Origin of the sequence: Streptosporangium sp. H16 (genome assembly GCF_051918855.1) — a bacterium.
Lineage (GTDB): Bacteria > Actinomycetota > Actinomycetes > Streptosporangiales > Streptosporangiaceae > Streptosporangium.
In genome coordinates this window covers 110,784-125,539 of record NZ_JBPXMD010000015.1, presented here as the reverse complement: position 1 = coordinate 125,539, position 14,756 = coordinate 110,784, and the positions used below count along the sequence as shown (strand labels likewise).

The following is a 14,756-nucleotide window of genomic DNA, read 5'->3' as shown; positions in this document are numbered from 1 at the left end:
GGTAACGACCGGGGGCCTGTTCCCGCAGATCACGATGGTCGCTACGTATCTTTGCGTCATCCCGTTCTCACTACAAGTCCAGCACATCGAAACGGCCGGTCACGAAACAGGGTCCGAGACCGGCCGCGGCCGGTACCGCTCACGGATCAGCGGCGAGGTCCTGCCAGCAGCAACGAATTGAGGGCGCCGTACCCGAGACCACCCTCCAGGGCTTTGCAGGTGCCGTCGGTGAGCAGCTCCCGGGCGGCACGTGCGACCAGCCCGTAGGCCGCCTCGACGATCGAGGATCCGGCACTCACCCGAGCCACGCCCAACGCCGCGAGCGCGGGCACGGTGAGAGTCTCAGGACCCGCCAGGACGTTCACCGGCCGCGAGCACGCCCCGCACGGTCTCGGCCACCCCCGCGGGGTCGGGCGCGTAACCGCTTTCGACATCGGCCGTCACCGGAACGCCGACCGCTGCGGCGACCCGGGCGATCAGGCCGAGGCCGCGGTCCCGGTCCAGGTGGTCGCCGTCTCCATAGCCCAGCGACCACGAGACGCCGGCGCTGGTGGTGGCGACCGCGGCAGCACCGGCGTCCGTCACGATACGCGCGGAGGCGACGTCCCAGGCATTGGGCAACACCAGCGGCCGACCGGGGACATGCATCGAGCGGAACAACAGGGCCTTGCCGCGAAGTGTCGTCATGCCGGTTATTTCAGCAGACGGTACCGAAGCCCGATCAGCCCTGTTTCGCGAAGCCGCCGCAGAGCATCGAACGGCAAGTGCCGCCGGGAGGTGCCGCTCCTTCGCATCGGACGCCACGGCCACCGGCCGCCTCTGCCTCCGAGTACGCGAGCACACCCATCCGCCCCGCCACGGCCTGGCCGGGATCGCGCACACCGAGCAGGATGCCGAAGGCCGGCCCCTCGACCACGGCGACCACGGCGATCGACTCACGCTCGTGTTTCCCGGGCCTGCCACCGGCCCAGCCACAGAGAAATACACACATATATATGGGCGATCATCCTGATTCTGGATAGCCGTAATTGTGCGAGACATAGAGGAAACGCCTGAGACCGCGCGAGTGCCGGCCGGAAAATGAGTAATCATTACTCACGACCGCCCCCCGGCGGCATCCCCATCCTGATAGGCGAACCGCCATCCGCCCGCGCCTCACGGCATGACGTCCGCGGACCGGCGGCCCACCCCGGGCCCACCATCAGCGTGGATGGCCGCCCCCCTTCTCCGGCCCCGGGCGGAAAACCGTTCCACCAATCACCAGAAGGGTCGCAGAAATGCTGTTCCGCCTGCTCGGAAGCGTTCGGATCGAGAACACGGAAACATCCACCGGTGTCAAGTCGGCGCCGGTCAGGGGAGTGCTCGCGGCCCTACTCCTCGACGAGGGACGATCGGTTCCCGTGGAGCGGCTGATGAAATCCCTGTGGGATGAATCTCCAGATTCAGCCCGAAAGAACCTGCGCCTGCACGTGGCCCGACTACGCAGCCAATTGACGGCGTTCTCCCTGCAGGAACGCTTGATCACCCTACGCGGCGGCGGAGGAGGATACCGCCTGCTCATCGAACCGGACGAGGTCGACGCGATCCGATTCAAGCGACTCGCCGCCCAGGGCTTCGCCGAGTTACGCGCCCGACGCACCGGCGCGGCCGAGGCGACGCTCAAGGAGTCGCTCGGCCTGTGGCAGGGACCCGCCGGGCAGGACTGCGCCGCCTCCGAACAGATGACAGCCCGCTTCGCCGCCCTCGACGAACTGCATCTGACGGTACGAGAACGCCTGGTGCAAGCCCGGCTGAGCCTGGGCCGCAACCTCGACCTCGTTCCCGAGATCCTTGACATCCTGGCCGCGGCGCCCTTCCGGGAGACCTCCTGGGCGCACCTGATGCGCGCGCACTATCTCGGCGGCAACGCAGCCGGAGCGATCTCGGCGTGGACCTCCGCCACGGCGACACTCAACGACCACCTCGGCCTGGACCCCTCCGCCGAACTACGTGAACTGCACCTTTCCATCCTTCGCCGGGACGACGACGCCATCCGCGGCCCCTCCTCCCACCACCAGAGCCGGCACCCGGACCCGGCACGCCCCAGCCCCCCGTGGCCGCGCCGGCTCCTGCCCATCGACGGCAAGCCCGCCGCGAACTCCGCCGACCCCGCCATGGGCCACCACCCCGCCTGACCCGACACCGGCCGAGATCTCCCACAGACCGGACGGCCGTTTTGGTGATTCATCGACCGGGCGCCTCACCGGCCACCTGCCGGCGACAGAGCGCCGACCACCTTGCCGACCACGTCCCTCGCAGGCACGTATCCGAAATGGCGGGAATCCAGGCTCTGCCCCGGATTGTCACCGAGCAGGACGAGACACCCGACCGGGACCGAGATCTCGCCCGCCCCGCGCGATACCGAGGCGGGAACGAGATCCCCCTGGACGGCGGCGACCCTTTTGACGACGCGGCTGGGGACCGGACCGCAAGAGGCCTTCCACGGGGGAACCGCTCCGCGCCGCCCGCCCATTCCACCCGCGCCACGACGCACAGCCCGCCGGACCCCGCCGTACGAGGACGCCGCCACGTACTCCGGAACGGCCACGATGTCGGCCACGATGTCCGCCACGATGTCGGCCACGACGATGTCCCCCACCCGGATCCGATCGGCGGGCAGACGCCGTACCAGCACCTTGTCACCCGGCCGGTGGGTGGGACGCATGCTGACACCCGAGATGACCACCACCAGGAGGTTCCGGCGAGCCCAGAACACCGCCACACCACCGGCCGCCAGCGACATGAGCATCAGGGCGAGCACAGCGCTCACCGACCCGCCCGCCCGGGAAGGACCTCCAGATAGCCCTCGGCCTGCATGGAGAACAGGTCGGCATAGATGCCGCCGCGGGCCACCAGTTCCTCATGGGTGCCGTGCTCGACAACGCTTCCCTCCTCGAGCACCACCAGCAGATCGGCATCACGCACAGTGTTGAGCCGATGAGAGATCAGCACGTTGGTACGACCCGTCCGGCGCCGCCGCAGCCCGCGATGGATCTCGTACTCGGCCTCGGCGTCCAGACCGGAACTGGGCTCGTCCAAAATCATCAGATCGCGCCCGGTACGCAGATGCGCGCGAGCCAAGGCCAGCCGCTGCCACTGACCTCCCGACAAGGTCACGCCGGAGGCGTCCTCTACGACGTCCTCTCCCTGGAAGAACAGCCGTGACAGCAGCGTGTCGTAGGAGCGCGGCAGGCGGCTGACGAACCCGTGGGCCCCGGCGTCGACGGCCGCGGCAATGATGCGCTCGCGATCGTGCAGACACTCCAGATCACCCAGGCCGATGTTCTCGGCCGCGGTCAGGTCGTACTCCATGTAGTCCTGGAAGACCACGCCGATACGGGCACGCAGTTCGGCGGGGTCCAGCTCGCGCAGATCGACGCCATCCCACAAGATCGCGCCACGCTCGGGGTCGTACATCCGGCACAAGAGCTTGATCAGGGTGCTCTTGCCCGCGCCGTTGCGGCCGATCAGACCCACCGTCCGGCCACAGGGGATGGTCAGGTCAAGGCCGCGCAGCGCCCAGGGATGGTCAGGAGAGTAACGAAACCACACGTCGCGAAAGACGATCCCGCGCGCCAGCGGCGCGATCGCCCGGGGAGAGCGGGGGATGGGCAGGTCAGGTTCGGCCGCGACCACCTGCACGTAGTGGTCGAACAACAGCAGCTGACGGTGGCACTGGGCGATGGTGTGCACCAGTGACACACTCGCGCTCTGCACACCGGCCACCGAGGCGACCAGCAACGAGATGTCACCGACACTGATCCGGCCGCCGGCGGCGGCCAGAACCGCCCACAGCAGCGCCCCACCCGACACCGCGGCGCTCCCCAGACCGATCAGCGCCTGAACGCCGACCTCCCGGCGGTCCATGCGGCGGTTCTCCCCGTTGGACAGGCGCCGCTGGGCCGTCATGAGCTCACGCAGGTAGGTGCCGATGGCAAACAGCCGGATCTCCTTGGCGGCCTGAGCACTGGTCAGCAAATCGCGAAAGAACATCTCCCGGCGTTCGATCGGGCTCAGCCGCCACGACAGACCGGCTCGACGGCGGGCCATCGACAGCTCCACGGCCAGCATCGGCAGGACCGAGGCGAGGATCACCGCGGGCAGCCAAGGAGAGATGACCGTCAACGACCCCAAAAAACCCAGACCGGTGACGAGGGAACGGACGAGCGACAAGACGGCCGAAACCATCACCCCAGGGGTGGTGGCACCGTGCTGCAGCGCCATCTGCATCCGGTTGAGGAAGACCGGGTCCTCGAAACGAGCCATGCCCACGAAACGCTCGGCCGTGACGAACAGGTGTTCCTGAGCCAGGAGCCCGACCCGGCGCTCGATCTCACGGGAGGCGTACTGGGTGACATGCGGTACCAAACCGGTCACCACGATCGTGACGGCGAGCGCGATACCTTCCCCCGCCACCGTGCCGACAGAGGCTCCGGCGGTGATGTCGTCCAGCACCAGCTTGGTCAGCCACGCCGTCACCACCGGTGCCGGCGCGATCGCCAGCGTGAGCGTGACGACGACGGCGGTGAGCAGCGGGCCGGCCTGCCAGCTCAGCCGTAACGCGACGATGATCTTCCGCATGGGTCAGGCCGTTTCCACAGCGGCCGCCACGTCCTGGAGCAAGGTGCCCGAAGCGCGCACCACACCACCGGGATCGACGATCGCCAGCGCCGGATAGGCCCTGACACCCAGCGACCCGCATACCGGCCCGCCATGGGTCTTCTCCACCACCACGGTGGCCACCGACTCCAGGAGCGCGGCCTTCTCGGCCGCGCCGTCGGCGCCGACCACGAGAGCGAGCACGCGCTCACGGCCGGCGAAGGCCGGGGCGAACCTGATGAACTCAGGCAGTCGCTCCTCGCAAGCGGGGCACCCGACGGAGAACGCCGCCGCGAGCGTCGAGGCATCAGCGAAAAACCCCTCATCGAGAGGCGTACCGTCCGCGGCGGCGGCACGGAAGGCGCCCAGCCGCTCTCCGGCTTCGCGCATGACCGGCGACAAAGCACCGGGCAGCGGATAACCGGCCGAAAGCGAAGCGACCTGCCGCGCCAGCAGTTCGCCCTGCGCGCGCAGCCTCCGGGCCACCCCCACGGTGACAACGATGTCGAGCGCGCACAGCACCATGACTGCGCCGACGAGCACCACAACGACATTCGACATGACCATCCTTAGTGATTGCACGGTTACACGTTCACCGGCACCCGCGGCGCTCAGACGAACGGCCTAAGCAACTCGGTCATGTCCTCGGCGAGCAACACCAAAGCGGCCCCCACCAGGCCGATGACCGCCGCCGCCGCGACACCGGCCGGCTCCAGCGCGACAGATGCGGACGCGGTGCCGAAGCAGAGCACCACCCCGGCCAGCGAGGCGACGAGCAGAGCCCCGTTGTGCACGAGCCGCCCCGGCCCCACCGGCGTGGACGAAGGACCGAAGCAGTTACAGACCACGTGCCGGCGAAGGCGCACGGCCGTCGCGATCGCGACCGTGAACGCGGCCAGCAACACCACCGCGATCACGAACCCGGCACCCACCGTGGACGGGACAGCGAGCAGCACGGCCGCGGCCAGCTCACCCACGACGACCGCCGGCGGCACAAGAGCCCTCGGCACCAAGGGCAGCCGCGGCGCCAGCTCACCGGCGGCGGCGCGAAAGGAGGCGTAGGCGCCGCGGGTGCGCACCTTGCCCGCCGCCGAGACCACGAAGACCACACCGACCAGAAGCCGGCAGCAGACCAGGACGTACTCCATGGAAACCCCTAATCTGGAGGGGGCGCCGCGACTCTTCGCCAGTCGCGGCACCCGTCCCTCCCTGACGGAGGCGGTCACTCACCTGACGGGTCCGGCCGGGACGGCCCGGCTCACCGGACGGCCCGGCTCAGCACATCATGAACGGCGGGCAGGGGGAGGGCGGGCACGGGTGCAGGGGGACGAAGGGCCCGTAAGGGGAACTGTTCCCACCGCAGATCGGCGTGCCGCACGGCAGCGTCTCCAGCACCTGCGTCACACCGTCGCAGATCTTGACCCGCTTCAGGCCTATCGTGTTGTACGGGACACCCCCAACGGGAGGGCAGGTGTACTGCTGCCACTGCTCGACGCACGCCATCGCCTGCGCCTGCGTGCTGGGGACCAGCCTCTCCAGCAGCCGGTCGGCGAACGACCGAACGGTTCGAACCATCGGTTGACCTTCTTTCTCATGACGGCTCCTCTCCGCGAGGAAGCCGAACGCTGCGACACGGATCAATCTAGGAAGCCCCCGCATGGGAACCGCATACAAGCGGCATGGCCGACGAACACGCGTTCACGCGTTCAGCCCGCCGCCCCCGGGTCCCGCACCCACGAAGGGCTCGACGACACAGCAGGGGTTCGAAGACGACAGCCCCCGAGTTCACAGGCAGATCCGACGTCATGCGATCGTGAGCGGCTTCAGGCGGGGCCAAGCGAACGCCCGATGCCGGATAGCACGCCCGCACCCGGCTGGTGAGTTCACCAACCGGGGAGTGGCCCACCATCGGATCCAGAACGGCTTGCCGGCCATGAGGGCCTTCAGCGGCACCGACCTGCCCATACTCGTCCACCAAAGCGGATATATGCCCTGACGGCACAGGGGAGAGGCCACCCGCGCCCCATGAGCCCTTCAGGGCCGTAGGTGGCCCGATGACCCGGTCGCCCGATCGACGTCGGACCGTCAATCCTCCGCACAAGTGGATCATCTTCGGTTTTCGAGGCTCCTTCCGATGACCGGGTCGACGTCCGGCGGTGTCATCATCTGCCAATCGAATCACTGGCGGATATTAATGTGTTGCCATTGCGTGCAGTTGTCGATCTTTCAAGTGGCTGGAACCTTTCCCAATGAAAGGGAAAAGTGCCGCACGGAGAGTCGGGGCGCATGTGCGATGGGGTGCGGATCGCGTCCAGTCTTATTCAATAGATTTTTATAGGATTTGTTTTCGCTGGTGACGGCCGCTGTTCTTGGATTCGCGTTGACAGTCACGGATAAGTGTTATTAGTTGCCTTCCAGGCCTCTTGTGCACCTAATGGGGTTCGGATGATCCGTCCTTCGGGTTCAATCGCAAGATCATTGTTTCGTGGTCGTTCATATTTGGGTGCGGTGATCTCGTCCTTGGTCGACGTGGTCACGCGCGGGCGAACGGGCCCGCCTGTCCAGCACTCCTTCGCCGTGTCGGTCGGCTTCACGAGCCGGACGCCGGATCGCATGCGCCCGGGCGCCTGAGGGGAGGATCATGAAGCCCTACTTCGAGTACCAGCACCTGGTGACCTTCGCTGACACCAACCTCGTTGGCAACGTCTACTTCGCCAACCACGTGGCGTGGCAGGGGGCCTGCAGGGAACGCTTCCTGGCCACGCACGCGCCAGGCGTCGTCACCCGGCTCTCCAGTGATCTTGTCTTGGTCACGGTGTCCTGCTCGTGTGAGTACTTCGCCGAGTTGTACGCCTTCGACGTGGTCTCCGTACGGATGTCGTTGAGAAGTATTGATTTCAACCGCGTCGCCATGGACTTCGCTTATTTCCGGCTGAACTCCGGTCCCGCTCAGCTCGTCGCTCGCGGCGAGCAGACGATCGCATGCATGGTGCGCCAGGACGGCGATCTGGCGTCCGTGGAGGTTCCAGACGAACTGGCGCACTCCCTCAAGGTCTACTCGGCGCCGGTGAAGATCCGCTGACACATCCTGCTCGACACGAAGACCACACGAAACTCGAAGACCCCTGACTTCGCGCGGAACCCTCGGTTCTCCTCCGAGAGGAACCGGGATGTCGCCACAGGAAGCGATCGACTGACAACGGAGGTTCGCGCATGACGGTACACAGCGGGTCGGCCCCTCTTCTGGGAGGAAAAGGCCTGGACCTCAACGGGCGCAATCACAAGTTCGCGCTCGGCGTCTACCTGGTGATCGTGGTGGCCCACTGGGGCGAACACGTGGCCCAGGCCGTCCAGATCTACGTCCTCGGCTGGCCGCTTCCCCAGGCCCGAGGCATGCTGGGAATACCGTTTCCCTGGCTGGTCACCTCTGAGTGGATGCACTACGGGTACGCCCTGATCATGCTCATCGGCCTGATCATTCTGAGGCCCGGCTTCACCGGCAGGGCACGCACGTGGTGGAACGTCTCCCTCGCCATCCAGGTGTGGCATCACTTCGAGCACCTGCTCCTGCTCGCCCAGGCCCTCACCGGAGCGAATCTCCTGGGCCGTCCTGTTCCCACCAGTGTGATCCAACTGCTCATCCCCAGGGTGGAACTGCACCTGTTCTACAACGCGATCGTTTTCGCCCCCATGGTTGTCGCGATGATCCTGCACCGGCGTCCGAGGGATTCCGAGCGGGCCGGCACGCGGTGCACCTGCGCGCTCGCGCTCGCCACGAAGTGATGGAGGACGACAACCGTCCACGTGACGGGCACGCGGCCCGGTCCTCGACGAGCCTCGGTTCCCCGCCGTACCAGCAGGGGCGGCCGCGTGCCCGCCGGATCGGTGCCTTCGACACGGTGGTGATGGTGGGTGGCCTGTCGTTGATGCTGCTCGCCGCGCAGAACGTCGCCCCCGCCCGTGCCGCGGCCTTCGCCGAAGGCGTTCCCGGTACCTTCGTGGCCCGCGAGGTCACCTGCGTTCAACACCCCGGGCACGAGTCCTGCTCGTGGCTCGGCGACTTCCGCTCCGAGGACGGGGCGATCCAGCGCAGGGCGATCGCCTTCTACGGCAGCGATCGCCAGATGTTCACCCCCGGCCAGAGCGCGAGGGCCTACGACACCGGCCGCCAAGGCCATGTGTACGGTCCGGGCGGTTCCAACGAGTGGGTCGCCGTGCTCGCGCTCCTGCTGTTCGGCCTCTTCATGGTCGCCCGCCCGCTCTTTCGCGCACTACGCCCGCCCGCCTCCGGCCGCGCCGGGAACGCGCCGGGGGAGGACGTCGGCTGAGCCGACAGCCCGCGCGGCGTCACGGCGAAGCGGCCGGGGCCATGGTGAACGCCCACAGAACGCCCACAGAACGCTCAGCCCAGCTGAGGAGGTCGCGCCGCCTGGATGACGCCGTCGATGGCCTGGTCGATGCGAGCCGCGGCCTGGCCGGGGTCGGGCTGCCCGGCCTCCAGCCAGGCGATCACCGCCTCGATGGTCACGGCGGGCACCAGCCGGGCGGCCCAGGCGGCCCACGGCCCCTCACCGATCAGCGGGACGAGGTTGCGATGGGCGATCTCGGTGGAGGCCGCGCTCAGGGCGTCGGTCAGGTCGCGAAACTCCGGCTCACGGGCCGCGTGGCGAAACAGCAGCCGAAAGGCGTCGGGATCGGCGGCGGCCGCGCGTAACAGCGCCGGGATGGACTGGTCGGTGAAGGTGTCCTCACCGACGCTTTGTGTCAGCCGGGTGCAGGTGCGCTCCAGCACGGCTCGGTACATGTCGGTCTTGGACTCGAAGTGCCGGTACAGGATCACCCGGCTGATCCCGGCCTCGGCGGCGACGTCGTCCAGGCTGGTGGCGGTGAACCCGGTGCGGGCGAAGGCGCGGGCCGCCGCGGTGAGAATCTGCTCGCGGCGCTCGGTGCGGCGCATACGCCGCACCGGTACCGCCGGGTCGGGGGCCGGTGGCTCCCCGAGCCGATCGCCGGGCTCTGTCGCCGTCATTCGCACACTCCAGTTGTTTACTCACTAGGCTACAAGTAGCTTTGTTTCATCAAGAGTATACAAATGCTCGTCGACTCCGAGGAGAGCGTTGTGCCGTCCCCGATCCAGCTGCCGTTCGAGCGGCGACATCCGTTGCAAGTAGCGCCGTCGATGCGCGAGCTGCAGTCCCAAGGGCCCGTTCACGAGGTCCGCACCCAGGTGGGCCACGACGCGTGGCTGGTCACCGGATACGAGCAGGTACGGCGGCTGCTGGACGACGACCGGCTCGGCCGCGCCCACCCCGATCCGCCGAACGCCGCTCGCAGCGGGGAGTCGGTGCTGTTCGGCGGGCCGCACGGCGACTACGACAGCGAGCGGGCCGATCATGTCCGGATGCGGTCGCTGCTGCAGCCGCACTTCTCCGCGGGGCGCATGCGCGCGCTGCGACCGCGTGTCGAGGCGCTGACAGCGGGACTGCTCGACGAGCTGGCCCGCCGCGAGCCCCCAGTGGACCTGAACGAGGCGCTCGCCCTGCCGTTGCCGATCGCGGTGATCTGCGAGCTGCTGGGCGTGCCGTACGCCGACCGGGCGCGGTTTCGCGCCTGGAGCCAGGCCGCCGGCGACGTGCGCGACCGGACGCGCTCGGAGCAGGGGCTGGCCGAGCTGTTCACCTACGGGCGGCACCTGGTGGCGCGCAAGCGCGACCGGCCCGGTGACGACGTGATCTCACACCTGTGCGCGAAGGAGGGCGTCGACGACGACGAGGCCGCCATGCTGTCGATGGCGTTGCTGTTCGCCGGGCACGAGACCACGGTGGTGGCGATCGGGATGGGCGCACTGCTGCTGCTGGCCAACCCCGACCAGTGGCAGGCTCTGCGGAAGGACCCGGGCCTGGTCGACGACGCGGTCGAGGAGATCCTGCGAACCCCGAGCGCGGGCGGCGGCGGAATCCCGCGCTATGCCCGCACCGACCTGGCGATCGGCGGCGTCACGATCGCCGCCGGGCAACTGGTCCTGCTGGACATCGACGCCGCCAACCATGACGCGACCGTCTTTGCCGACCCCGAGCGCTTCGACGTCACCCGGCGGGCCGCCCACCTCGCTTTTGGGCACGGCGCGCGCTACTGCATCGGCGCCCCGCTGGCCCGCATCGAGTTGCGGGCGGTGTTCTCCCAGCTCATCACGCGCTTTCCGACGATGCGACTGGCCGTACCGATCGAGGAGCTGACCGTTCGCGCCGCTGTGCTGACCGGCGGCCTGGTCGACCTGCCGATCACCTGGTGAGGCGGAGGATGAGCGAGGAGAACACCCCGGCCACGCCGCGGATCGGCCATCCGGTCTTCGCGCGCTTCTACACCCGCGTCAGCCAGGTGATGGAACGCCGCGGCATGGCCGAACACCGCCAGAGGTTACTGGCCGGGCTGGCCGGCCGAGTGATCGAGGTGGGCGCAGGCAACGGGCTGAACTTCGCGCACTACCCGGCGACCGTCGCGCGCGTGGTCGCGATCGAGCCCGAACCGCGGCTGCGCGCGATCGCCCGGCATGCCGCCAAAGCGGCACCCGTTCCCGTTGACGTCACCGCCGGCCTGGCCGAGCGGCTGCCCGCCGCCGACGAGAGCTTCGACGCCGCGGTGGTCTCGCTGGTGTTGTGTTCGCTGCCCGATCCCGGCGCGGCCTTGAAAGAGATGCTCCGGGTGCTCAAGCCGGGAGGCCAGCTCCGTTTCCTCGAGCACGTACGTGCCGACACCCCGGGCCTGGTCCGGTGGCAGCGACTGCTGGACACCACCGTGTGGCCATACCTGGCCGGGGGATGTCACACCGGCCGCGACAGTGCCGCGGCGATCAGGGAGAGCGGGTTCACCATCGACCGCCTGGAGCGTTTCCTGCTCCCCGATGCCCGCACACCGGTCTCCTTCCACATCCGGGGAACGGCCTCGCGCCCGCCCCGCGATCACTGAAGCCGGCTGTGCGCCGGCGCCGGCCCGATGGGGAACCCGGGGGCGTACGGGCCCGCCGCGCGAAGAACGCCGCCCGCCGCCAAAGCGGGGAAATGTCACGGCCGTCGCTTCGCGTGAGCCGATCCGAAACCACCAGGCCTGGCAGGCCGTCGCCCCGGAATTTCGCCCGTCGGGTGACAAGGTCGCCCAGCGGCGAGTGTCGTGTCGGCGAGTTGCCCCGGCGCCGCCTCGCCGGTCGATATCTTGCGGTGCGGCGGCCGACGGCAGGCCGCCGACGTGCGGCGGGCCGTCTCACCTGGGGCAAGTTCGCCGGGGCAGGTGTCGTATCCGGTCCGCGGCCGTTCGTCTGAACGGTAGGAGGTGGCACACGTGAAGTACGTGTTGATGTTCATAGAGACCGAGCAGTACCGCAAGGACTGGGACGCCAAGGACCAGGCCGAACGCGACTCGGCGTTCGAGAAGGTCGGCCGCTGGTTCGCCGAGCACGCCGACCAGATCACCCACAGCACCCAGCTGCATCCCGCGGCGGCGGCGACCACGGTACGACTGGCGGCGGGCGCGGGCGAGCCCGTCATCACCGACGGTCCCTTCGTCGAGGGCAAGGAGGTCGTCAGCGGCTACGTCGAGGCGGAGCTTCCCGACCTGGACGAGGCGTTGCGGATGGCGAGGTCATGGCCGGCCTGCCCGGTCGTGGAGGTACGCCCGGCCTCATGACGGCCGAGCCGGCACACGGTGCGCTGGCCCGCGTGGTGCGTGAGCACGCGGGCCGGCTCGCCGCGTCCCTGGTGTCCCTGCTCGGTGACTTCTCCGCGGCCGAGGACCTGGTTCAGGACGCGGTCGAGACGGCGTTGCGGCGCTGGCCGGTGGAGGGCATCCCCGAGCGGCCGGACGCGTGGTTGTTCACGGTGGCCCGCCGGCGGGGTCTTGACGTGCTGCGCCGCGAGGCGAACTACCGCGACAAGCTGACCCAAGTGCGGTGGCCCGTCCAGCCCGCTCCGGGCGACCGGCTCAGGCTGGTCTTCACCTGCTGTCATCCGGCCCTGTCCAGGCAGGCGCAGATCGCCCTGACCCTGCGCGTGGTGTGCGGCCTGACCACAGCCCAGATCGCCGCGGCCTTCGTCGTGCCCGAGTCCACCGTGGCCCAGCGGCTGACCCGGGCGAAGAAGAAGATCGCCGGCGCCGGCATCCCCTACCGTGTTCCCGCCGCCGACGAACTGCCGGCGCGTCTGGGTGAGGTGCTGGCCGTCGTCTACCTGTTGTTCAACGAGGGGTACCTGTCCAGTTGCGGGGAGCGGTCGCACTCGCGTGACCTGGTCGACGACGCCGAATGGCTCGCGGCGCTGCTGGCCGCCCTGATGCCGGCCGAGCCAGAGGCCGTCGGCCTTCTCGCGCTGATCCGATTGCACCGGGCGCGGGCGGCGGCCCGGTTCGATCCGAAGGGCGCGCTGGTGCTGCTGCGCGATCAGGACCGCTCGCTGTGGAACCACACCGCCATCGGTGAGGCGATCGCGTCGCTGACCCGGGCGGCCCGGCGGCACCGGCGGCCCGGCCCGTACCAGCTGCAGGCCGCGATCGTCACCTGCCACGCGGAGGCGCGACGCTGGGAGGACACCGACTGGGCGCAGATCGCCGTCCTGTACGACATGCTGCTGCACCTGACGCCCTCGCCGGTGGCCCGTCTGCATCGCGCCGTCGCCCTCCATCACGCCGAGGGGCCGGGCGCCGCCATGGCGGAGCTGGAGGGATTGGGGGAGGCGCTGGATCGCTACGCGCTCTATCACGCGACGCTGGCGGAGGTGTTGCGAGCCCTGGGCCGATTCGAGCAGGCGACGGCCGCCGACCGCCGGGCGCTCGGCCTGACCGCCAATCCGGCGCAGCAGGCTCTGCTGCGGGAGCGGCTGGCCGAGGCGCAGCCGGATCTCTTCATGGTGTGCCCGTAGCCCGTCACCGCCGGAACGCGGGCAGTGGCGCGGCGCGGCTCACACCAGATGCCAGGGCGCCCGCGGCGCGGTGCGCCGCGACGCCGGGCTCACCCGCAGGGCGTAGGTGGGCCGGTCGGCGGGCACCGGGCCGAGGTAGGAGTGCCCGGTCAGATGACACCAGGCCGCCAGGTCGACGGGGGCGGCCGGATCCGGGGTGATCAGATGGATGAGGCTGTGCGCAGGCAGCGTGTCGGTGTGCCGCCGAAGCTCCAGGAGCAGCATCACGCAGGAGCGGTCACCGCCGTCCACCACCACGGCCGGTGACTCCGGGTCCGGCGGCCCGGCTCTCACGAGGATCCCTTCTCCAGGGGCAGTCCGGCCACCTGCCATTCGAGGATGCCCTCCGACAGCCGCTTGGCCTCCATGCCGTGGCTGGTCAGGAGGCGGACCGCCTCGGGTGCGAACACACAGTAGGCCCCCCGGCAGTAGGCGACGACCTCCGTGTCGGCCGGGAGTTCGTTCAACCGGTCGGGGAGCTCGCCGATGGGGATGCAGACCGCTCCGGGAATGTGCCCGGCCTCGAACTCCTCACGCGGGCGGACGTCCAGTACCGTGATCTGGCCGGAGGCCGCGCGTTGCAGCAGCTCATCGCGGGTGACCTCCTCGGTGTGCTCGCCGAGGTAGGCCGTGACGGCGGCCTGGACGTCCGCGAGGTGGGTGGCCGCCACGGTGCGCAGGCGGGCGTACAGGTCGGTGACGTCCTCGCCCGACAGGCGATACATCACCCGGACGCCGTCCCTGCGGGTCACGACGAGGCCGCCCTGCTTGAGAGCCTGCAGGTGCGCCGAGGTGCTCGTCATGCCCAGACCGGCGGTCTGGGCCAGCGCTTCCACACTTCGCTCTCCTTGAGCGAGCAGGTCGAGCAACTCCAGCCGCTTGCCGTGACCTAGGGCTTTGCCAACTCGGGCAATTTGGTCAAACAGGGAGGCTTTTCGAGCCGCGTCTCCGACCATATAATCCTCCATGGAGCAATGGATTAATGGATGCATGGAGGATTATAGCGATCTATCGGGCGCGTGTCGCCGTTTTCCGCCATGTCAAGGGCTTGACAGCAAGATTTGCGCCGGTTCCGTACACCGGTGCGGCGGGACAGGCGAGCACGACGCTCATGTACACCCGTGCATCCGCCTCGACACAGTGATCGATCTCGAGTTCGGTGGGAGCCCTGCA

At 68.9% G+C, this 14,756-nt stretch carries 18 protein-coding genes; 8 read left to right on the top strand and 10 right to left on the bottom strand.

Going from position 1 to position 14,756, the window contains the following annotated elements; all coding sequences use genetic code 11:
• Positions 1-146: 146 nt before the first annotated feature.
• Together ACTOQ2_RS24785 and ACTOQ2_RS24780 are read right to left on the bottom strand one after the other, a co-directional pair.
• A complete protein-coding gene (locus ACTOQ2_RS24785) occupies positions 147-332 on the bottom strand; it encodes a hypothetical protein (RefSeq protein ID WP_440102585.1) in 186 nt (61 codons plus the stop codon).
• A gap of 10 nt (positions 333-342) precedes the next feature.
• Positions 343-687 carry an isocitrate lyase/phosphoenolpyruvate mutase family protein gene (locus ACTOQ2_RS24780; RefSeq protein WP_440102584.1) on the bottom strand — a complete coding sequence of 115 codons (345 nt, stop codon included), beginning with the start codon at positions 685-687 and terminating at the stop codon, positions 343-345.
• Between the two features lie 590 nt (positions 688-1,277).
• Between ACTOQ2_RS24780 and ACTOQ2_RS24775 the strand changes: the two genes are divergently transcribed.
• The gene (locus ACTOQ2_RS24775; protein WP_440102583.1) at positions 1,278-2,174 is read left to right on the top strand and encodes an AfsR/SARP family transcriptional regulator; all 897 of its coding nucleotides are present in this window, start codon (positions 1,278-1,280) and stop codon (positions 2,172-2,174) included.
• 65 nt (positions 2,175-2,239) lie between these two features.
• Here the strand turns inward: ACTOQ2_RS24775 and ACTOQ2_RS24770 are convergent, their stop codons facing one another.
• From ACTOQ2_RS24770 to ACTOQ2_RS24750, 5 genes are all read right to left on the bottom strand, one after another.
• On the bottom strand, positions 2,240-2,809 hold the full coding sequence (locus tag ACTOQ2_RS24770) for a S26 family signal peptidase (protein WP_440102582.1): 570 nt from the start codon (positions 2,807-2,809) through the stop codon (positions 2,240-2,242).
• On the bottom strand, positions 2,806-4,620 hold the full coding sequence (locus tag ACTOQ2_RS24765; RefSeq protein ID WP_440102580.1) for an ABC transporter ATP-binding protein: 1,815 nt from the start codon (positions 4,618-4,620) through the stop codon (positions 2,806-2,808). The genes ACTOQ2_RS24770 and ACTOQ2_RS24765 overlap by 4 nt, the downstream gene beginning before the upstream one ends.
• Positions 4,621-4,623: 3 nt before the next feature.
• Complete coding sequence (locus ACTOQ2_RS24760) at positions 4,624-5,199, bottom strand: TlpA family protein disulfide reductase (protein ID WP_440102578.1); 576 nt, start codon at positions 5,197-5,199, stop codon at positions 4,624-4,626.
• Between the two features lie 50 nt (positions 5,200-5,249).
• The gene (locus ACTOQ2_RS24755; protein WP_440102577.1) at positions 5,250-5,786 is read right to left on the bottom strand and encodes a MauE/DoxX family redox-associated membrane protein; all 537 of its coding nucleotides are present in this window, start codon (positions 5,784-5,786) and stop codon (positions 5,250-5,252) included.
• A gap of 127 nt (positions 5,787-5,913) precedes the next feature.
• Positions 5,914-6,213, bottom strand: coding sequence for a hypothetical protein (locus ACTOQ2_RS24750; protein WP_440102576.1), 300 nt, complete (start codon positions 6,211-6,213; stop codon positions 5,914-5,916).
• Between the two features lie 1,066 nt (positions 6,214-7,279).
• Here ACTOQ2_RS24750 and ACTOQ2_RS24745 point away from each other — a divergent pair.
• The 3 genes from ACTOQ2_RS24745 to ACTOQ2_RS24735 all read left to right on the top strand — a co-directional run bounded on the left by ACTOQ2_RS24745 (position 7,280) and on the right by ACTOQ2_RS24735 (position 8,966).
• Positions 7,280-7,720, top strand: a complete 441-nt coding sequence (locus ACTOQ2_RS24745; protein ID WP_440102575.1) for an acyl-CoA thioesterase — start codon at positions 7,280-7,282, stop codon at positions 7,718-7,720.
• 131 nt (positions 7,721-7,851) lie between these two features.
• A complete protein-coding gene (locus ACTOQ2_RS24740) occupies positions 7,852-8,421 on the top strand; it encodes a hypothetical protein (RefSeq protein ID WP_440102573.1) in 570 nt (189 codons plus the stop codon).
• Positions 8,421-8,966, top strand: a complete 546-nt coding sequence (locus tag ACTOQ2_RS24735) for a hypothetical protein (protein ID WP_440102571.1) — start codon at positions 8,421-8,423, stop codon at positions 8,964-8,966. The genes ACTOQ2_RS24740 and ACTOQ2_RS24735 overlap by 1 nt, the downstream gene beginning before the upstream one ends.
• A gap of 74 nt (positions 8,967-9,040) precedes the next feature.
• Here ACTOQ2_RS24735 and ACTOQ2_RS24730 read toward each other — a convergent pair whose 3' ends face one another.
• On the bottom strand, positions 9,041-9,667 hold the full coding sequence (locus ACTOQ2_RS24730) for a TetR/AcrR family transcriptional regulator (protein ID WP_440102569.1): 627 nt from the start codon (positions 9,665-9,667) through the stop codon (positions 9,041-9,043).
• Between the two features lie 63 nt (positions 9,668-9,730).
• Here ACTOQ2_RS24730 and ACTOQ2_RS24725 point away from each other — a divergent pair, with 63 nt between their 5' ends.
• The 4 genes from ACTOQ2_RS24725 to ACTOQ2_RS24710 all read left to right on the top strand — a co-directional run bounded on the left by ACTOQ2_RS24725 (position 9,731) and on the right by ACTOQ2_RS24710 (position 13,544).
• Entirely contained in the window at positions 9,731-10,930 is a 1,200-nt protein-coding gene (locus ACTOQ2_RS24725; protein ID WP_440102567.1) for a cytochrome P450, read from the top strand.
• 8 nt (positions 10,931-10,938) lie between these two features.
• Positions 10,939-11,604 carry a class I SAM-dependent methyltransferase gene (locus ACTOQ2_RS24720; RefSeq protein WP_440102565.1) on the top strand — a complete coding sequence of 222 codons (666 nt, stop codon included), beginning with the start codon at positions 10,939-10,941 and terminating at the stop codon, positions 11,602-11,604.
• 369 nt (positions 11,605-11,973) lie between these two features.
• Positions 11,974-12,318, top strand: a complete 345-nt coding sequence (locus tag ACTOQ2_RS24715) for a YciI family protein (RefSeq protein WP_440102563.1) — start codon at positions 11,974-11,976, stop codon at positions 12,316-12,318.
• Positions 12,315-13,544 (top strand): RNA polymerase sigma factor, encoded by a 1,230-nt coding sequence (locus ACTOQ2_RS24710; protein ID WP_440102561.1) that lies wholly within the window; start codon positions 12,315-12,317, stop codon positions 13,542-13,544. Before ACTOQ2_RS24715 ends, ACTOQ2_RS24710 begins: the two co-directional genes overlap by 4 nt.
• Positions 13,545-13,583: 39 nt before the next feature.
• Here ACTOQ2_RS24710 and ACTOQ2_RS24705 read toward each other — a convergent pair whose 3' ends face one another.
• Positions 13,584-13,877 carry a sulfurtransferase TusA family protein gene (locus tag ACTOQ2_RS24705; RefSeq protein ID WP_440102560.1) on the bottom strand — a complete coding sequence of 98 codons (294 nt, stop codon included), beginning with the start codon at positions 13,875-13,877 and terminating at the stop codon, positions 13,584-13,586.
• A complete protein-coding gene (locus ACTOQ2_RS24700) occupies positions 13,874-14,539 on the bottom strand; it encodes an ArsR/SmtB family transcription factor (protein WP_440102558.1) in 666 nt (221 codons plus the stop codon). The genes ACTOQ2_RS24705 and ACTOQ2_RS24700 overlap by 4 nt, the downstream gene beginning before the upstream one ends.
• Between the last annotated feature and the right edge of the window lie 217 nt (positions 14,540-14,756).